This is a genomic window from Candidatus Accumulibacter necessarius (assembly GCF_036625085.1).
Map to the genome: position 1 here is coordinate 268,610 of NZ_JAZKUM010000007.1, position 19,244 is coordinate 287,853.

The following is a 19,244-nucleotide window of genomic DNA, read 5'->3' on the forward strand; positions in this document are numbered from 1 at the left end:
GGATGGCAAGTCTGTCCAGGCAACGGGGGCGCAGAAACCCGCCCCCAGAACATCTATGTGAACTGGATCATCAGGGCGAGCCACCTGCTTCCGAGCGTGCCTTGAGCCTGCATCGAACGATTCCCCGGCAGAACCGGGGGGTTCCCGCTTTGGCTGATCTGCGTCGTCCTGGTGTTACTCCTACTCCTTGCTCACTGCTGTGCGATCACCTGGTTTTGGTCTCGGAAAGCTGCGCTACTGCGTCTATCGTGCCTAATGCTTGCGTTGCGGCGACACGTTGTAGCGTGGCCTCAAGCCGCGCCATCTGCTCTTTGACGGCGGCCAGCTCCGCCAGCTTCTGCTGGATGGCCAGGTTGCCCGCCGCCAGACGCGCGATCTCCTGCTGTTGTTGGGCAACCAGCTGGGCCTGCTCCTTGACTGTCCTGTCCTGCTCTTTGAGGGCTTCGATCAGAAGCGGAATGAGATCGTCATACCGCACCGATTTGTAGCCCGCTTCATCCGTGGTCACGGCTTCGGGCAGCACCGCTTCCACATCCTGGGCGACGACGCCGACCTGAGTCGTACTTAGTTCCTTGTGGCGTTTGTCCCGCTCCGTTTTCCAGAGCTGTTCGTTTTCTGCCGCCGTCCCGTCAGGACCGACAGAGATCGTTGTTTCGATGTCGCGGGTAAAATATTTCAGTGCTTCATCATTCCATTGATAGCTCACTCCGCGCAGCTGAAGAATCTTGTCTAATGCCGTTGGCAGCGTCTGCACGTCGCTCTTGAGGCGTACATCAGACAGCACCGGTGCAGCTGCGGGGTCCGTGAAACTCCATTCCCAAGACCCACTCCTTTTGCTCCTTAGCAGTCTCCACTGATTCTCCACTTGATGTAGCAAACGGCCAGTGACGAAAAGATCACCCGAGACAACGAGTTGGTCCCAAATTCCCACTCGTCGTCTGTCTCCGCCCGCTGACTTATTGCCGATGATCATCAACGTTTTAAAACCGGTCGTATCATTTGAAATCTCCGCCTGATTGGTGACGTTATCCGGGAAGCCACTCCACTCTGAGGTGAAACGAATTGGATTGGAACCCGTCAGAATCCGTAGATTCCCCGCCACGTCAAGCTTATCGTTCGGTTCAGCTGTCCCGATGCCGACCTTGCTGCTCTTCCCGTCAGTTCCGCCATCGGTCACAACGAATCGTCCACCTGGTATGGAGGGAGCATTCACCTCAAGCGAGCCGTTTTCGCCCAACGACACTTTCTGCTTGTCGCCCAATTCGAAGCGAACCGATTTATTGGCGCCAACATGCAATGCGTTCCCAGGGTGTGGCATGCCGATGCCGACGTTGCCCGCGAAGGACGAATTGCCCGTTCCCATGACGGTCAGCCCGCCATCGGGCCCGGTCGTCAAAGCCATCCGCTCATTCGCAGCATTCTTGTCGCGCCATGAGTGTCTGCCGTCAGCCGCATAGAATAAGGTGTAGGGGTTGATGCCCAGACCGAACCCGCTCCACAACTGCAATTTCAGGTTGTTGGCCGTATCCCTATCGGTGAACCTGATCTTCTGGTCGCCGTCGAGTTGAATTTTTCCCTTGCTGACTTCCAGTCTCTCGCCTGGATCCGCCGTCCCGATGCCGACCAAACCTTGGGGGTTGATGAACAACGCCTCGTCAGCGCTTACCGCGCTACCCATGAAAAGCAGGCAGACGAGAAACGGTACCAGGCCCAAGACCAGGCGCCTTGCAGAATCGTGATGGCGCTCGGACTTGCCGGCAACCCTGGACGTGCTCTGTGTCGCTTCGAGCGCGCCCGGTCGTCTCCGTACGGCAGTTAGCCCCTCTTGCAGATCGCCGCGAAATTGTTCAGGCATGATTTTCTCCTGGTTAGGTGTTGTAGAGCCTGAGCGGAATGGTTTGCCGCTAAAGGATGGGTTTCGGCTGGGGAGGAGTTGCATCGAGTCCTGCTCGTTGACCGTCGGTGTCCCCGGCTTGGGCAGCGGTGCCTTTTTCATGGGGTCGACGTCCCGGTCGCGATTTCCAGGGTGGCGCCTCGCCTGACTGTGAAACCCTTGCCAAGCAGCACGTTCCCCGCTGCCTTCAACACCGTCGACTGGCCGGCCGCTCCATCGACCCACAGGTGGGTGGGACTGTAAATGTTCGCGTCGGAGTCCGCGCTCAAGGTGTAGTGCGGCACGATGGCCCGCAGAACTCGATCCCCTTCGACGGTGTTTGCATACAAAGTGCCATCGCCGCCAAAGAGCAATTGGGCCTGCTCTGGAATGCCACCAGCCGGCGAGTGAAGACGGCCGGAAAAGGCGGAACCGAAGGCAAACAGATCAACCTCGCCCGCCCCGTTCCACACGAAGCGAGTGCCGGCCTGATCCGACGCCAGATTGCCACCGTTGAGTAGATACGCTGAATCGCCCACCGCAAAGGTGGGAGCCATGGCCCTTGTTGACCCTGTCAACCAGTCAATGCCAGTCAGTGTGCCCCGCTGATCTGCGACTCGCACCGCGTAGATCTGCTTGCCGGAGGCAGGTTGTTGCACACTGCCAGGCGATAGCTGATCCGGTATCGGTTGGCTCCACAGGCCCGTCAGGGGCGGCCAATTCTCCGCAGCGGCGATCGCTCCCGAACGGTTGTTGAAGCACGCGAGCACGCCTTCGTTTACGGAGTTGGCGGCGACATAAACCTTCTCCGATCCATCGGGGTGCAGGATGACTACCGGGGCGTGGAGTGAGGGAAAATCGGCCTTGGCAAGCGCAGCCTGATTGAGAAGAGGGGTTCTAAAGGATTCGCCGGTCTGCGCATTAATGGCGACCAGTCCTTCCTTCTTGGCCGTAAGATAAACGAATCGACCGCCGGGGCCGATCGTCACGCGGCTGGTTTTTGGGTCAGCCAGTGTCACCTTCCACAGTTCCTGCAGATCCGGATTGAAGCCGTAAACCTCCTGGCCGTTGACAAGATAAAGGCTCCCACCGGGACCGAGCGAAGGCGGATTTTCAGGGTTCAGTCCCGTGACCTCACGGACTCGGGCGGCCGCCGGAGCCTGGGCCGGGTTGCCGGAGTCGAGTTGGTAGCTAATGATCCTGCCATTGCCAACGATGTAGAGGCGACCGGACTGCGATACCAGCAGATGCTGGCCCGGGTTGCCATCTACGCTGATCGGCCAAACAGGCTTGCCACCTACCTCGATCGGCCAGACAGGCTTGGCACCGAGCGGACTCCGTGCCTGCAGCGCCTTTTTTCCTTCCTTGTCGGTCATGAGATAGACCAAGCCATTGTGGAACACCGGCGTATACGACCACGCGTTGGCGAACGGTCTGGTCACATAGGAAAACGCAACGCTGTCCTTGCCGCCAATTCTTGCCGTGGGCAGAAATGGCCGTGCGCTTTGCACGGCTGGCAGGCCGTCCGACTGGGTCAGCGCTGGCTGCCCAGCCAGGGTATATTCGAGGATCAGTCGCGGCCGATGACTGAGGTTGGTCGTGCCTGCCGAAAACCAAGTGCTCCTGGCGCTGGACGGTGTCGTCAAAAGAAGCGAAAACTTTCTTTCTCCGACTTGGCCTTGTAGCGTACCCAAAAAGTCCTCTCTCGCATCCCAATATACGCGCTCCTCTTTCGCGGCTTTGAGTGTCTTGCTGCCGAAAGGAGTTCCGGTAGCCGGCTTTGGAGTCAACGCGGCATCCGAGGGGTATTCGGCTACGTTAACGGTCTGCTGGGCGGTCGTGTGTCCGCTTGAAACGAGGCTGAGTCGAGCCGCTGTAACCTTGGCTTGGGCCGGAAGCGAACTCGCTTGAAAACGAAGGAGAATATTTTTCTCGCCAAATTGGCCGCCGGCGATTTCGGCGGTTTCCACCTCCGACTGAGGAGCGGCAGTTGGCATGAGCGTGATGACACTTCTTGGTTCGCCTGCGGCTAAAGTCGCAGGAATTGCGCACGCCAAGAGCGCCAGAAACCAAATTGACAAAATGTTGCCGATGTTGAACCGGAATCTGCGGCCGGTTGACAACCGGAAAAACTTGTTCATAACGATTCTCCCCACATGGTCAGTGAGATACCAGGATATTCAACTTGCCTGTGGATTCCGGGTCTTTCAGGAGCGACCAACAGAATAGAAAACGGTTGAAGACAACGGCTTGCATATAAAAATTCTGGCCCTGGAATTGCTGCCATCCGTCAAAGACAGGGCGCCCCTCCCATAAGCCTGTGCCTGGATGCCACTCAAACAGGAAGGAGAAAATCCGGTTACCTTGATCTTTGCCGTTCCCATTCGTGGCCAACTCCTTGAATGAGCCCATAAGGAGAAGCCGATCCGATTGGGGCATTTCAGGTGATTCCGTCTGCCGAAAGGCGACGAGTGCCGAGGCGAGCGGCGCCCCGGGATCCGGCATGATCGGAACAGGTGGACGCCGATTTTCATCCATCTCTTGCCAGGTTTCACCATCGCGCGTTGACCAGAAGTCGCGCAGTGGATCAGGCGTTTGTGGAGACTTGCTGCCCCCGTATATCCAGACCTCGGGCGAACCATCGGGAGGCGTCCAGGCAGCAGCGGCAGGATTGAGGCGGCCAGCCCACTCGCATGGCTTGGCCAAAGGAGGCCCCTCTCTTGGCACAGTGGACTTCTCTTCCGGCAAAGGAGACCACTCGAGTTGCGCATCGGGTTTCTCCTTGCCCTGCCAAACATCGCGATAGGCAGTGCCATTGTTGTAACCTCCGATGACCCATAGCGTGTCGTTGAAGACTAGGCAGGCGTGGCCCATGCGCGCCGGCATTGTAGGAGGAAAATCTTCTTCCCTCTTCCAGGACTGGTCCGCTCCATGACACCAGACCTCATTACGCGGACTATCTGGGTCGACCGAGCTGCCGCCGATCAGCCACAGCTTGTTCTTGTAGTAAATGCCCGGGCTCGTCGCCATATGTTGCGGAACGTCGCCGGGCTCAGGACGCCAGGCATCGACGCCCGTGGCCGAGGAATAAAGGGCGTAGGTGCCAAGCCCGTTCTTGAAGATGCCATACAACCGGTCCGAGCCGCTGCCGCTGAAGTCGGTCGCGACGAAGAGCCGGACCGGAGATCCCTGGGGAAGCGCGATCCGGTTCCAGCCGGGGGAAATGACTTGGACCGTTCGGTCGAGAGCATTCCGAACTTCGGTCTGATCTGCGGGTTCCTTGTATTTGCCCTCAAGGCGGTAAACGGACGTAATCGACGGCTTTTCGGTTTCGGGAAATTGGCCCAGGACGGGAAACGCACCTGAGATGATCCTGTTCCCGGCATCTTGGGCGGTCCAGTTTCCCACCTCTTCATTATTCCGAAACAGGGTCAGCGTGTCGTAGCCGGTTGCGCAAAAGCCCACCGTGACCCCCGTCTGGCCGGCATGCAGAATGTAGTTGGGATTGACCGTGAAATAGCGAATGTCGGGTTTGCCCCGAGGTTCCAGTTCTTTCTTGACCGTTATTGAAGACTTCTCGCCAGTTGACCACTGTTGCCTACCCGTCGAGGTCTCAACGAGGACTTCGATTTCGGCGTTGCCCGGCGGCGTGTTGGACACGAAGCCTTGCAGTGAGATCGAAACCGGCAGGGCGGTCGGGACAGGCCCGGTATTCCACGCTTTCTTGCCGGCTGGTGGGTTTTGCAGCGGAATGATCTTCGCCGTCTTTCCAGCCGATTGCCCCGTGACTTTCAAGAATTCGTCTCGCGAAGCCAACAGGTCAACTTCCTTTGCGCCGCAACCGACTGTGACGGTCACCCTGACCGTAGTTCCTGCCGGAAGTTGTGGGATGGCGTTTACCTCAATCCCGACCTGGTTGGTGGCAGCAAAGGAGTCGCCAATTTTTACCGCCGTGTCAGCGGTTCGTGCAATTGTGAAGTCGTTCATGCGAAGTCCTTGCGAATCTAGGGTGCTGTGGTTGGTGCGGCGTCGATCGTGATGGTGAGTCGTTTTGCGTTCGCTGGCATGTCCTCGGCGCAGGCAGTGAGGCGATAGGTGGTATCGGCCTCGACGGTCACAGCGTATTCCCGCGGAAAAGGCTGCGTATCCCATTTGGCGATCAAGACGGTCGCCCCGTCCTTTCGCATCTGCTCCAACTGCAATGACTCTGCCCCCTGCAGCGACCAGGCCAGATGGATGCGTGTCCCTCTGGCGACTGCCTCGGCGCCTTCGCGCACCCAGAAACTCAGGACCTTGACCGGGGCGATAGCGAGTTTCAGCCAACCCTCGGCGATGGCCGGCCAGGTATCGGAGAAAGCGGCACGGTCGGTGGCTTCCACGATCGCAGGGTCGAGTTTCCACTGGGTGACATCCGGGCGATAAGCCCACGACCATTCGCCATAATCGTCCGACGGCCTGGGCATCTCCGGCGTGGAAGAGAGCCCCAGGACGGGCGCCGTTTGAAAGAAGACCTCGCGCGCGCGCCTCGCGCCGGTCGCGTCCTCGGGCGGCAGTTCGACAAAGGCTCGCGGCAGGGCCCCGGTCGTGGCGTGTACACGCGCCTGCGGATCGATCAGCATCGTCACCTGCAGCGGCTGCATGCAATCGATGTCGAAGTCCTGGACGGCAAAAAACCCGGCCGTGTTCCCGACCACGGCGCGCTTGTCCTCACCCCAGGCCGGGTAGAAGGCACCGCTGGTGATGACCCCTCCGCCCGATGGCGCAGCGGCGCATCGGAAGACACCGACCAGCCCGTCATCGGCGGCGTGGACGTCGCCGAGACGCAGAGGCCACTTGAGCTGCTGGAAACCGAGCGTGTCAAGGAGAGCATCGACGGGCGCTTCGCCGGCATCGGCGGCGCGCAGTTCGGGGCGATGCGCCGGCAGGCCGGCCGTTTCGAACCGTAGACTCGCCCGCACCAGCGCCAGCGGATGTCCGACAAGGACGGCGACACCGGGGTCTGCTTCGGGAATGCGCTCGTCGGTAGAAGCCATCACATGGTCGATGCAGGCGGAAAAGGTGTTGCCGTGATCAGGGATGAGGGCCAGGACCCAGTCACGGAAGTAACGCAGGTACGGGTTGTCGATGGCCTCCGGCGCGACGCCAGGAACATCCAGCCAGTAGAACGCGGGTGCCGAGCTGCCGGACTTCAGGCCAAGCTTCCTTTGCAGCACGCCCAGAGGTTTGCCCGACGCGGAATAGATCGTCAGGCTCTTTTCCAGATGGTTGGGGACTACCCAGCCACAGACCGGTCCGCCATTCTCCTCCGGATGGCCGGAAGCGTCTTCCCACTCGAACCGCAAGCGCATGGGCTGAGTGAAGCGGGGACGCAGCTCGATGAACTTCGCGTCATGCGCAGCCACAGTCGAGCCGACCACGCACGAGCTCGCACGGCGCAGTAACCGAGCCTCCCAATCCCCCGACACCGATTGATTGATCTGATCGACCGGCAGTTTCAGCGTCTGGCCGAAAGCGTCGACGACGAAAGGCGCTTGATCTCCAGACGCCCGGCGCGGATCGGGAGGAACGGTCCGTCAGCGACGCGCGGCGCAGTACGGAAGGTGTCGCGCCGCTCATCGAAGCCGTCATTGATGGCGGCATCCACGGACGCAAGTTCATACGATTGACCCGCACTGTCGAGCCACTTGTCATAGTCGAGCGGCGGCAGTTGAATGCCGGGTTGCTGCAAGAGTAATGCGTCGTTGAAGCCGTCGAGGCTTTGCGCCAACACCCTCTGGTTCTTCAGGATATTGACCAGGGGGTGAGACTTGTCCAGGGCTTCCAGGCGTTGTACCAGGTTGTTTGCCGTGCTCGGGGTCAGGATCGCATAGCCTTGATAGCTTGCTTCCCCAGCGGAACCAGCCGGGTAGGGTCCTTCGTCTTTCAGCATCAGATCGCCGCCCGCGTTGTCCACGAGGTGCCAACGGCTGCTCAGCAAGTCTTGCGGCAGGGCGTCGTCGCTCGCGGTCGGTGACGCGTAAGCAGACTGCCACGAAACTTCCCATACGAGAAAGAGAGGAATCCAGGGGTTGCCATCCCATTTGATCGGGAAACTCTGGTCGGGCAGGCGACCGATCAGCGAATTGGGATCCGTAGCAGGCTTCTGCTGTGCCGCTGTACTCCCCGGATTCTGCAAGGCTCTGACGGTATCGCTCAGTTCTTTCTCGTGCTGTCTGGACGCCAGTCCGGCGATGGTGGCAGCGTTACACTCATCGAGCAGAAGAGCCTCAAGAAACAGGGACCAATGGATTCCGCCTGGGACAGGTAGCGTGTTCGGCTGGGGAAACAGGTCAGCAAACAACTGCTCGGCCGTGACCGTGGCGATTGAGCCAGAAGGGATTGCCAGCACGATCCCCGTGACCTCCTGGCCGGAGATGCGGCACGCCAGTTTATTGTCGGTCGACGACCAGGTCTTGAGCCGCGCCATGGCGGGCCCCTGGAGCGCAATCGCCGGATCGCCCGGCCTCTGGAAGGGCGGCGCTGGCACCGACGCCAAACGGTATTTCAACTCCCGCTTTCCAGCGTCCAACGTCGGGGTTCCATCCGGCTGAGTCTTGAATTGCTCGCCCAACGCGTCATGGAGGCTTCTCTCGCTGGCATCCCGCTCTTTCCTGGCGCGATGCCAGGCGGTTTGCTCGGTAGCGAGAGCTTTTTTGGCGACACTGATCTGTTTGTCCAGCTCGTTCGACCGCGCGGAGACGCCGCGACCTCTGAGCTCGTTGGTCCACAGATACCAGAGCGCATAGACCTGCCAGCGCAAGTCCTCCACACGGCGAGAGAGGTCATCGCAGCGTTGTTGCCTGGCATTCAGCTCACGCAGTAACTTCCGGAGGCCTGCCGGGATCGGGTTGGTGCCCGCCGCCTTTGGCGGCCCGGTAGTTTGGTTGGTGTCAGGTAGATCGGGTTCCGGGCGAATGAGGAAGATGCTGCCGCCCTGAACCCCATTGAAGCGGCGTTCATGCAACTCATGCTGCAGCTCGGCGGCAGTAACGGACTGAGATAGCAGGTCGCCCTGCAGGGCCGTGAGCAAATCCTGATCGACCGCTCCCGGCACGAGCAGGGCCGCTACCGCTTCCGCTGCGGTATTGCCGACCGCAAGCTTGTAAGCCTTCGTGTGGTTATCCGGATTGGCGGGAAAGACCGCGGGCTGACTCGAAGCGGCCCCCTCCTCGGACTGCATATAGTTGTGCGTTGGCCCCTGCCAGGTGATTCCTCTCACCAACCCGTGGCAGAGAAGGCGCGCTGGCGAAGTAGGCGGCTTGATCTCCGTAATGCTCCAGGCCTGCTCCTTGGCCCACCGCTGAAGCTCGGTGAAATACTTGTCCTGCTGCTCCGGAGTGAGGTCCCCCGGTGGCATGGAATTGTTCGCGCGGAATTCGGCAAGCAACCTGGCCAGCGGATCGTCCTCTGGGTCGGCATACCAGCCGGTGACGAGGTAGGACAGGCGGCTGCCTTTGGGGATGCCCGTCACCGGGTCATGAAAGCCAAGCACTCCGCGACACGCGGGGTAATAGGCGCTGAAGGCCGGATCCCCGGGACCGATCGCCGTGATCGTCACCAACGCGGCTTCGTCCTGTTCTGCGAGGGTTCCCGTCACCTCGGTGCAGGCACCAATCTTCTGGAACTCTGCCGCTTTGTCCTTGTGAAAAGTCGGCCAGGTGATTGCGCTCGCAGGGTCGGCTGGCTGACCATCGCTCCTGATGAACCAGGCCTTGCCGGATAGCTTGCCATTTGCTGCGCCGCTGCCGCCGTAGCGCTGCACCAGCCAACGATTCGGAATCGGCGGAAAGGAAATCTTTTCAGCTCCCGACTGACTGCCATGCGTCAAGGCCCGCGGCAGCCGAAAGTGAAGATGAATCCCCGGCTGCAGGTCAGCCGCCTTCTCGAACGGATTGCCATTACTATCGCTGTCACCGCCAAGTTCCGCCCCGAAGAGGTAGCTGCCACTCAACTTCGCAAAATTCGGGGCCAGATTCGTCCACTGAAATATCTGTCTGATGGGAACGACGTTCCTACCACCAGTCCATCGATGTGAATGGGCACCAGTAATCTGGCGGGTTCGTCGCCGTTGTTCATCGCGCGTCCGTGTCCTGAGGGTTTGCTACGTCAAAAACGACCCGGCCCGGGCTCTCTACCATCTCCACTCCGAAGTCGGCGGAGGTGAATTCCTGCGTAGCTTCCCTTGTTTTGAGTGCCTCGAGTTTCTCCTTCAGCGCCTTCGCCAACTGCGCCACCTCCACGACGCGCGGCGCATTGGTTCGCAGAGGAACGGGCACCTGGGAGCTACCAGTGAGCTGATGGCCTGGTCCCGGCGCGACGCCGTCCTTTTCGTCATGCTCAGGGTTGTCATTGAGCCGCCGCAGACGAAGTTTCCGGAAGCCCGTGCCATCGACGGAAGCGCCGAAATGCATGCCCTCCGGCGGCTGCCTGACCTCGATGCGATCAACCTTTCCATTGAAGATGCAGAGCATGATGTCGGGAGCCAGGCGGTCGATGCGCAGCGGATCGAGGGGGATGGTCGCAGCACTGTCTTTCCAGGCGCGCATCTCGAGCCCCTGCCAGCCTTCCACCGCCGGCGAGCGAAGAAGGAAACCGGTGAGTGGCCAGTTGGGGCGCCTCCCGGCTGGCTGTTTCACGGCGATGTCTGACGGCTGCGACCGTACAAACGATCCGCCCTGGCCCTCGCCCCCACTCGCATCGACGGGCAGCGAAAAAGTCGTCGGGCCAAGGCAGGTCACCGGGTGCTCACCGTTGATCTCCGCGTTTGACCCGGACACGCCAGAAACCAGGATCCTCTCGTTGCTCTTGAGCGCATGCGGAACAAGGGTCGTCACTACGGTGGGATTGGCCGCCGAGTTCGAAGTGATCAGCTGCGGCTTCGTCCGAACTTCCAGTGACTGCTCCATCGCGAAGTCGAGGAATTTGTCGCGCAAATACTCGTCCACGAGCTCATCGTGGGCGACGCTCCTGCCGACGCTGCAGGCTCCTTCCAGCAGGCACTTGAGCCAGCCAGGATCGAGGTAAAAAAAGCGCATGCTGTCCGGCGGCAGCATCCGTTCATCGGCAACCAGATAGGTGAAGGGAACCCGATAGAGCAGCACCAGCCGGGCCAGCCACTGACAGACCGTCTGCGGGATCGTCAGGTCGAAATCCGTGGTGAGTTGCAACTCGCCCGCTTGCGTTGTCTTCTCGTCCTTCGTCTCCCGCAGGAAAGCGTCGCTGCTGGGTGGAAGGTCTGCCCAGGTTTCACTTCCGCTTTGCGGGGTCTGGCCGTTCTGCATCGCCTTGACGCAGGACGTCATGATATCGCTCTCGGCGTTGCCGGGGGTGCCCAGAAACGCCCTGAGCCGGTTGCGGCCCAGCACCTCATTGATCTGGCGCCTTACCCTCTTGCGATGGGCGTGTAGCGCCGTGGCGAAGTGCCGATCCTGCAGGGCCAGCAGGCGGCCAAGCTGGAAGGCGGCGGCGTACGTGACATCCATCATTCCGTCCAGCGGGCTGTAGCGCAGGGCCGCGTCGGCCGCAGGCAGGAAACGGTACTTGGTTTCCCTGGAAAGATAGAGCGGCACGAGCGGGCCGCGATACCAGGAGACCGTCTTTTCGCCGAGCCGCGTGCTGTGGTTCAAGGCCGTGTAGCCCAGATCCCAGGCGTCGTAGACCTGTTTTTCCGCAGGCGTCAGGGTGGCGCCCGCGGCGCCGTCAGCCTGCCGGGGAATACGGAGCAACTGCACCTTGAGCTGGTTCATCGACGCCTTGAAGGCGAAGGCCTCACAGCAGTGAAAACTCCAGCTCGAAAGCACAGCCAGCCGTACGGGCTTGTCTGCCGCCGGCTTCGCGGCGCCGGGAAGATGATCCTGCAATCCTTCCAGGGAGACGAGGTAGGCCCGGTTCTCGAGCGCCTTCACCGGACTCCTGTCGGGGAGCGGAAAACGGTTGGCAAGAACCACGGAAAACCAGCCATCGGCGAGGAAGGAAAGCGTTTCCTTGGCCCCGGTATTCACCTCCCGGACATGCGCGAGATAGGCAAGGTCATCGAAGCGCGGCGCGACGCGCTGAAAGACCTCCCAGGGAAGGTCGATCGTATGGCACAGATCATCCTCTGACTCATAGGAGGCAAGTTCAACGTGTGGGCCGACCCACGTTTCGTTCGCCGCCGGGTTGATCAATTCACCAAGCCTGCGCGTCTTGCACTCCGGAAAGCCCTTGGCCGGAAAATCCGCCGCACTGACAACCAGCAACGCCATCCATGGCCGCGTGTCACCTGTTTTCCGCGAGCCGGCGATGATGCTCCTCTCCCAGGGTAGCGTGCGCCGGGTGAAAACGACGTGTGGCAGGGAACTTGCAAAATCGCCAATCCGCCCCTTGGGAGGATACACGGAGTACACCTCCGCTGGATTCAGCGCAAAGCGGGGACCGGCCACGGAAAAGCTGAACTTGCTGCGGTAGCTCCCCTTGGAAGTCGGGTCGTCGGCCAGCTCTTGCACGGTCTGCGCGACTTCGACATGGTATTCGCCCGGTTCGAGCGGCGGCTCACACCACTGGTGAAACTGAATCTCGCCAGTGGCGAGTCTTGTTTGATGTTCGCTCATCTAGACAAATGCCTCACCGAGTCGGCAGATTTTCGGGTCGGCCTGAAAATACGATTCACGGGCCTCGGCCAGCTCGTCAAGATTCACCTTGTTCACATCAAAGGGCGACTCCCGGGCGAGAACGGCGAGCACCGCGTTCCGCCTTGGTGAGGAAACATCATCCATCACCGTCCAGATCTCCTTTCTTTCGTTCGCTGCGATGGTTTCAGCAACCTTCAACTGATCGTCCCACGGGATAGGCTTGTCAAAGGTCTCATAGGCAAATTTTTCAATCGCCATCGCCGGCAGCGCGCCCTGCGGATGAATGGGATCGAACGAGATCCGAAGGCCAGCCCAGGCCCGGAGCGTGATGGCCTTGGGCGCCTCCGGCAAGGGCACCTTGCCTTCTTCGAGGCTCTTGCCCCAGAGAGCATCGGGAACAGCGGTCTTGACGAGCGAGGCGCGCATATTCTTTCGCACCTCTGTCCGGCCATTGATGCTGACCTTGTAGCTTGACCTCAACCCGGTTTTGCCCATCGAACGGATGCCCAGTTCTGGCGGACTGGAGGTGAGAGCGTCTTGCGGTTTCAGCCCCGTGAACTCGGATACGGGAATCAGTGACTGGGTGGTCAACGCCAAAGCATGCGCATTGACGACGCGAAGCATCGTCCCACTCCTTGTCTTTTCCTCGCGGATCAGCCCGCTGTTGATCTGGGTTACGATCACATTGCTGCTGTCCGGGCTTCCCTTCAGCGTCGGGGGCAGGAAGGACTCGACAAACTCCTGCGCCCTGAGCGGCGGCGGTGGCTGTTTGTCCGGACCGAAGCGGACGGTAACCGTGATGACCGTGAGGTCGATCTGGATGAGCCCGGCGAACGCCGGACCCCAGAGGTGCATTTGCGCACCAAGGTGGATCCTGATCGAAAAGATCCCCAGGTCGACTTCGACACCGAGCGCAACTCCCACGTCGATCAGGTAGTAGAACGGCTTCCAGCTCAGCAGGAAATCGGCGTAGGCAATAAACCAGACCTTGACGCTGGACGACTGATAGACAGCGGCAAGTTTGCCGCCGGCCATCAGACACGAGGGGGTGAGCGCGAAGTACATTCCCCCCGTAATGCTCATTTCCTTGGTGACCTGCCAGTTGATTCCCAGCCGGGGCACGATCGGATAATGCGGCGGAGGCATGAACTTCGGGTGGTAGCCTCCCAGCGTCAGGACGAAGTCACCGGCGAGCGGTCCGCCAAACCAGATGTAGAACGCGAAGCCGCCGGTGAGGTGGCAGTCCTTGCAGAATACGTACGATTCGTCGGTGAGCCGGGCTTCCAGCCTGATCGTCCCTTCGGCGGGCTTGATCACCACCCTGAGCGCCAGCTCCGCATAGGCGACCGCTTTGCCCGGCTCACTACCTTTGGGAATCGTCATCGCGGCCAACCCAAGGAGCCCGATCTCCACCTCATTCCCGAAGGAAACCGAAAGCAGGGCAAACGCCTGGATCATTTCAAAGGAACTGAAGCGGATACCGATCGCGAACCAGTAATCGCCGAGCGAAGGCGGAATGAATTTCTGCAGTTTCCCGATGGCATCCTGCATCAGGCTACCCGGTCCGGAGGACAGGTAAGCTGGATCGAGGGCGGCGCGTACGAGCGGGAAATTGGCGACCTCTTCAATCGGCGGCAGGGTCAGTTTGCGGTTGTAACCGAATCCCGCCGCCAGACCGTTAACCCGAAAGCAGGGCGGCCCGCCCAATTCCAGGTGCACGATGGCGAATATGTACAGCGAAGCCCTGCCGTCGACCGACGCATATGAGCCAAATCCGGTAATGGCGAAGTTCGCGGCCTGGATCATGGCCATGCCGTCGTACTGAACCGTTTTCTGGCCCTTGAGCGAGATCTCGCTCTTCAGGAAGCTGCCGCTGATGCTGATCGGCCCGCCCCGATAGGCCAGGTCGATGCCGTCCAGCGCCAATTCCAGATTCGCCGGTTTCGGGTCGGACGGCGGCAGGCGAACGCACAGTCCCGTCAGACCGAGATGCAGTCCGCCGACGTCAACAGCGGAATCCAGGAGCAGTCCGATCTTGCCGTCCTTCCACTCGCAGCCCACGCGCCCAAGCCGCAGCGGGCCGATCGTCTTGCCGACCACGAACCACTTGCGCATGCCATCGGCCGAGTCCACAGCAGCCGTCGGCGATCCTCCGCCAGCCGTGCTTACCGCTGATCCCGACGGCGCGGAACTCCCGGCCGTTTTCTTTGCCGGCTGGCCAACCGGGGGTACCGCGATCGTCTTGGCGCCGATTGCCCCGATGGCGATGCCGGCGACAAAACCCGAACCCCCGGAGTCAAGCAGGAGCCGGGCCTGGGCAAGCTGGCCGATCACCGCGCGGCGCATATCCGGGGTGAAACCCGAGACCTGCCCGATGCGCAAGTCACTCAGGGTCAGCCCCTTGCCGATCAGCGTTGCAACCACCCCGGAGGCGGGGACCACGATGGGCTTCTCGTGGACCATGCCCCATAACGTGGCAGGCTCATTCCCTTTCGAGACCTTGACGTAGAGGAAGCTGAGATCCGCGATGCCGAAAGACAGACCCTTGTAATCATTACCCGAGAAGCACTCGGCGTAGATGCTGCGCAGCCTGATGTCCTCAAGGCCTACCTGCGGCAATTCGCCCAGACTCGGCAGCACTTGCTTGACCACATCATCGAGGGTCCTCTCCCCGAGGTTCCAGCGCCAGCCAAGCCTCCAGCCGGAACCGCCATGCTCGGCGCTCAAATCGACGGGTTCCCCCGCCAGTCTCGCATCGAGAACGAGCGCGAACTGCGTCGACTCGGACGCTCGCTGGATCGCCTCAAGCAAGCGCTCCTTGCGCTCTTTATTCATGTGGTGACGCCTTCCGGATGGATGCGGTCAAGCAGAGGGCCACGCTCCCGAGTCACGCCCGGCGAACGCAGCGACCACCTCTTCCCCCCGCGGATCGCGAACCAGTGCGAACGGCGTCGATTCGGCTGCGACATGTTGGCGACGATCCTGATGGTCATGGCCCGCGTCTCAGCTCGAAGAATGGTCTCGCAAGTACTGCTCCAGCAGTCGTCGGGAACCCGCGCGGCAGCGAAGCGCCCGCACACTGGCAAGGTCCGTCACGGCAAACAGATCCTCGATTCCCTCCAGCCCGGGTACCTTGCCCATCCACTGCCCATCGCCCTGCGCCTTGAACAACACGACAAGGGAAGCGTTCTCCGCCTGTTCGGGCACCACGGATGTCCCGCCTGTTGCCGGTAGCGCCTTGGCGGGAGGGAAGAGAACCTGATAGAAGAGATCCGGGTTTTCTTCAATGAGAGGTCTCAACCACTCGGGCACGGACATGCCATTCGCTTCGAGCAACACCGCCAACGGTTCTGCCATGTCGTACGCCTCCTGAACACGCGCGACGAGGTGCGGAATGGCCGGCGCGGCTGCGCAGGGAGCCGCGTCCGAACCAGGTGCCCGCGTTCATCCACTCGCCGCCTGCAACTCCCTCCCGCCTGAACTGCACTCGCGCATCGGGCCCGTGGTCCCAGCCACAAACCATCCGTTGGCCGGGTAGCCCGCGACGCTTCGGCTCCTACGCCGCCGTGGCGCGGATAACCCCAAACGCAGCTGGCCGGAGCCGGATCCTGGAGTGGGCCGTCGAAACGGCAGCCGGGGAAATCATGGCCACCGCGACAGCCTCACTCTTCGCCAAGCAGCGCTGCGTACTCCTCGAGAATTTTCTTCGAAGAGTCGCGACATCTGAGCACCCGCAAACTCGCACCGGTGATGTCAAACAAATTGCCGAGATCCGCATCCCCCGTCAAAGCGCCAATCAAGCCGTCTTCAAAATTGAGCCCGAACATCATCAGCAGAGCGCCGTCGTCAACCTTGATCGTCGCTACCTTGGCTTCCCTGTCGGCGTCGGCTTTGTGCTCCTCAAGCCAAGCTGCTTTCTCCGTGTCAGTTAACGCTCGTTCGTTTTTCGAAAAGTAGAAAGCGTCGCAGGAGATCGACGTTGTGTTTAGAAACTTCGCTATGTCGGGGCTCTCCGGTAGGGACACGCTCTTGCTGTTCAAGTAAGCCACCAGATGTTCTCCCTTTATGGTGACCGGCTTTGTTATATAGACCGGTTGTCCTTTGGTGATATTGGTTGCGTCGGGAATCATGAGATAAGACTCTTTGCCGTCCGCCTTCACTGCCACCGCCACGCCAAAGTGTGTCTTGCCGTCGAAAAGAGTCGCCGGGCAAAGCGTTCCTCCGGACAGTACGGGTAGATTTGTGCCGCTTTCGTTTGCCATACGTGGTTCCTCCATGGAAAGGTCAAAAGTGCCAACAAGCAGGATCGTATTCCTGACATCTGCACCCCCAGGGCCAGCCACGCAGCGCATTTTGCACGCCAGGAATTGTCAAAGGGCGGATGACCGCGAGCTCGGTGCTTTCGGCCTTGCCGCGCGGGTTACAGGGTTGGTACAAGGGCGCCCAGGATTCTCCTCTAGCGAGATGATTGGGTGAGTTCCAGGTTCCTCAGTTCTTCTCGTACAACGCCTGGCCCTTGACGGACAAGGCGGGACCGGAGACCGACACCGGGGGCGACTGGTTTGCCAAGCCATAGACCCCCATTCTGAACGACATCACTGGACTCCCTTCCCAGGTGGATGAATGCTGGCGTCTGGCGTTGAGCAAAACTTAGTCTAGACGAAGCCGAACGGCCGAACCATCAGGATTTTCGATGATCCGTTGCGAAGTCTTTTCTGTGCTTCTTGCCGGTGACTTGCGCAGCCACTCGCCTGCGGAGAGCGGAATCAGCCATAAGGAGCCATCGTCATTGAGTTCACCCGTAACGCCTGGGCACGCTCGGGCTTCCCCGGCTCAGCGAGATCCGGCCAGCAGGAAATCGATCGCCTGCCGCCACCAGGCTTCGTCCAGCCGGTCGAACCAGTCGTTGTGCGCGGCGCCTGCGATCACCGACAGGCGCTTGGGTTCTACCAGCGAGTCGTAGAGTGCCCGGCCGAAACGGCTCGGGACGATTTGGTCGTCGCCGGCAACGACCACCAGCACGGGGCGTCCGATGGTCGCCAGGTGGCCGACGCTGTCGTAGCGGTCGCGCAATAGCCACTTCACCGGCAGCATCGGGTAGTGGTGGCTGGCGACGTGTTCAAGCCGGTCCCATGGCGTGATCAGCAGGAGGCCGGCGATCGCCTCGCGATGGCGCGCACTGGCTGCGGCTGCCACGCCGGCTCCGAGCGATTCGCCGATGATCAGCAGCGGCCCACCGTGGCGAGCGTGCGCCAGGGAAATCGTCTGTTCGGCGTCGGCGACCAGGCTTGGTTCGCCGAGTTCGCCGGCGCGTGGCCCATAAGCGGGATACTCGGCGAGGATCACGCGCAGACCGAGTCGGGTGAGCACTTCGGCGTAGAACTGGCGGTGACCGGCATGGCCGGCATTGCCGTGGAAAACGATCGCCGTGGCGCGTGCCGGTGACGCAAGTGGTTCGGCCGACAGGCCGCGGAAGTCGCTACTCGTTGGCCAGGGCGAAAGCCCACCCGAGACCATTTCCGCCACGCTGGCCTGGTCCGGGAAGTAGAGCAGATGATTCTGGAACATGGCGATTCCCGTCAGGGCGATCAGATAACTCAAGGCGCTGAGGACTACGATCCGCAGCGTCGCCGCAGCCGTGGCAATGCATCGCGAGCCGCCAGGGCGGCTGCGCAAGGCGGACGACGACAGTGGGCGCAGCACAGTGCTCCTATTTTCGCTTGAAATAGCGAGGGTCTTCGAACAACGAAAGGATCTCAACCTTGCCAATCTCCGGGTTGTCCGGCACGAGGTAGAGGATCGGCGTGATCAGTTCCTCGAAGATGCCGCGCAGGCTGCGGGCACCGGTCTGGTATTCAATGGCGATCTCGGCAATCTGCTCGAATACCCGCGGTCCGATGCTCAACTCCACGCCTTCTCCCCGGAAGATCTCGATGTACTGCCGGTAGATCGAGTTCTTCGGTACGCTCATGATGCTCACCAGCATCGCCTTGCTCAAGGGGTGGAGGTTGGCGATCACCGGCAGGCGGCCGGTGAACTCGGGAATCAGCCCGAATTCGAAGAGATCGGTGGGCTTTACCCGCTTGTTCAGACGGTCGAGGATGTTCTGGTTGTCGTCAGTCGAGGTGGCGATGAAGCCGAAACCATGCGTTCTCGACATGATGTTTTCGAGGCCGACAAACGCTCCGCCGCAGATGAACAGGATACTGCTGGTGTCGATGTACTGGTTGTTCTTCAGCTTGACCGGCGAACCTTCCATGATCTTCAGCAGTGCGTGTTGCACACTCTCGCCTGAAGTCGCCGCCGACGGGGCGTGCGTCGCCTTCAGTTTGTCGATTTCGTCGATGAAGATGATCCCGTGCTGCGCCTGCTCGATGTTGCCGTCGGCCTTGTCCAGCAGCCGCTGCAGTGCGGCCTCGATCTCTTCATTGACATACTTGGTCTGCGCCAGCGAAGTCGCATCGGCGGTGACGAAGGGCACCTTCAGCATTCTCGACAAGGTGTCGCAGAGCAGGGTCTTGCCGGTTCCTGACGGTCCGACGAGGAGGACGTTGCTCTTTGCCATCGCGCCCCTGTCGTTGTGAAAGGTGGCGATCTTCCGGTAATGCGAATAGACGGCAACGGCCAGGACCTTCTTGGCCTCATCCTGGCCAATGACGTACTGATCGAGATACCTGACGATCGCGCTGGGTGTGGTTTCTCTGGCTAACAAGGACTACCTC

The 19,244-nt window shown here is 60.7% G+C and carries 11 protein-coding genes; all 11 read right to left on the reverse strand.

The features are described 5' to 3' along the window. Positions 1 to 205: 205 nt before the first annotated feature. Positions 206 to 1,996 (reverse strand): tail fiber domain-containing protein, encoded by a 1,791-nt coding sequence (locus tag V5B44_RS19575; RefSeq protein ID WP_332360749.1) that lies wholly within the window; start codon positions 1,994 to 1,996, stop codon positions 206 to 208. After that, positions 1,993 to 4,014 carry a PQQ-binding-like beta-propeller repeat protein gene (locus tag V5B44_RS19580; RefSeq protein ID WP_332360750.1) on the reverse strand — a complete coding sequence of 674 codons (2,022 nt, stop codon included), beginning with the start codon at positions 4,012 to 4,014 and terminating at the stop codon, positions 1,993 to 1,995. The genes V5B44_RS19575 and V5B44_RS19580 overlap by 4 nt, the downstream gene beginning before the upstream one ends. Before the next feature lie 19 nt (positions 4,015 to 4,033). Beyond that, positions 4,034 to 5,860, reverse strand: coding sequence for a kelch repeat-containing protein (locus V5B44_RS19585; RefSeq protein WP_332360751.1), 1,827 nt, complete (start codon positions 5,858 to 5,860; stop codon positions 4,034 to 4,036). A 17-nt stretch (positions 5,861 to 5,877) separates the two neighbouring features. Beyond that, positions 5,878 to 7,290, reverse strand: a complete 1,413-nt coding sequence (locus V5B44_RS19590; RefSeq protein ID WP_332360752.1) for a hypothetical protein — start codon at positions 7,288 to 7,290, stop codon at positions 5,878 to 5,880. Positions 7,291 to 7,367: 77 nt separating this feature from the next. Then, entirely contained in the window at positions 7,368 to 9,863 is a 2,496-nt protein-coding gene (locus V5B44_RS19595; RefSeq protein WP_332360753.1) for a hypothetical protein, read from the reverse strand. Positions 9,864 to 9,984: 121 nt separating this feature from the next. Further along, complete coding sequence (locus V5B44_RS19600; protein ID WP_332360754.1) at positions 9,985 to 12,501, reverse strand: hypothetical protein; 2,517 nt, start codon at positions 12,499 to 12,501, stop codon at positions 9,985 to 9,987. Beyond that, a complete protein-coding gene (locus V5B44_RS19605) occupies positions 12,502 to 15,357 on the reverse strand; it encodes a DUF6603 domain-containing protein (protein ID WP_332360755.1) in 2,856 nt (951 codons plus the stop codon). Between the two features lie 168 nt (positions 15,358 to 15,525). Next, on the reverse strand, positions 15,526 to 15,879 hold the full coding sequence (locus tag V5B44_RS19610; RefSeq protein ID WP_332360756.1) for a hypothetical protein: 354 nt from the start codon (positions 15,877 to 15,879) through the stop codon (positions 15,526 to 15,528). Positions 15,880 to 16,184: 305 nt separating this feature from the next. Then, positions 16,185 to 16,784, reverse strand: a complete 600-nt coding sequence (locus V5B44_RS19615; RefSeq protein ID WP_332360757.1) for a hypothetical protein — start codon at positions 16,782 to 16,784, stop codon at positions 16,185 to 16,187. A gap of 571 nt (positions 16,785 to 17,355) precedes the next feature. After that, on the reverse strand, positions 17,356 to 18,090 hold the full coding sequence (locus V5B44_RS19620) for an alpha/beta hydrolase (RefSeq protein WP_332360785.1): 735 nt from the start codon (positions 18,088 to 18,090) through the stop codon (positions 17,356 to 17,358). A gap of 142 nt (positions 18,091 to 18,232) precedes the next feature. After that, positions 18,233 to 19,234: an ATP-dependent Clp protease ATP-binding subunit ClpX gene (gene clpX, locus V5B44_RS19625; RefSeq protein ID WP_332360758.1), complete on the reverse strand. Its 1,002-nt coding sequence runs from the start codon at positions 19,232 to 19,234 to the stop codon at positions 18,233 to 18,235. Positions 19,235 to 19,244: the final 10 nt, after the last annotated feature.

Excerpts from the sequence above, each read along its gene's own strand:
- V5B44_RS19605 (WP_332360755.1), bottom strand. The coding sequence starts at position 15,357 with ATGAATAAAGAGCGCAAGGAGCGCTTGCTTGAGGCGATCCAGCGAGCG.
- V5B44_RS19575 (WP_332360749.1), bottom strand. The coding sequence starts at position 1,996 with ATGAAAAAGGCACCGCTGCCCAAGCCGGGGACACCGACGGTCAACGAG.
- V5B44_RS19610 (WP_332360756.1), bottom strand. The coding sequence starts at position 15,879 with ATGGCAGAACCGTTGGCGGTGTTGCTCGAAGCGAATGGCATGTCCGTG.
- V5B44_RS19580 (WP_332360750.1), bottom strand. The coding sequence starts at position 4,014 with ATGAACAAGTTTTTCCGGTTGTCAACCGGCCGCAGATTCCGGTTCAAC.
- V5B44_RS19620 (WP_332360785.1), bottom strand. The coding sequence starts at position 18,090 with ATGTTCCAGAATCATCTGCTCTACTTCCCGGACCAGGCCAGCGTGGCG.
- V5B44_RS19600 (WP_332360754.1), bottom strand. The coding sequence starts at position 12,501 with ATGAGCGAACATCAAACAAGACTCGCCACTGGCGAGATTCAGTTTCAC.
- V5B44_RS19585 (WP_332360751.1), bottom strand. The coding sequence starts at position 5,860 with ATGAACGACTTCACAATTGCACGAACCGCTGACACGGCGGTAAAAATT.
- V5B44_RS19615 (WP_332360757.1), bottom strand. The coding sequence starts at position 16,784 with ATGGCAAACGAAAGCGGCACAAATCTACCCGTACTGTCCGGAGGAACG.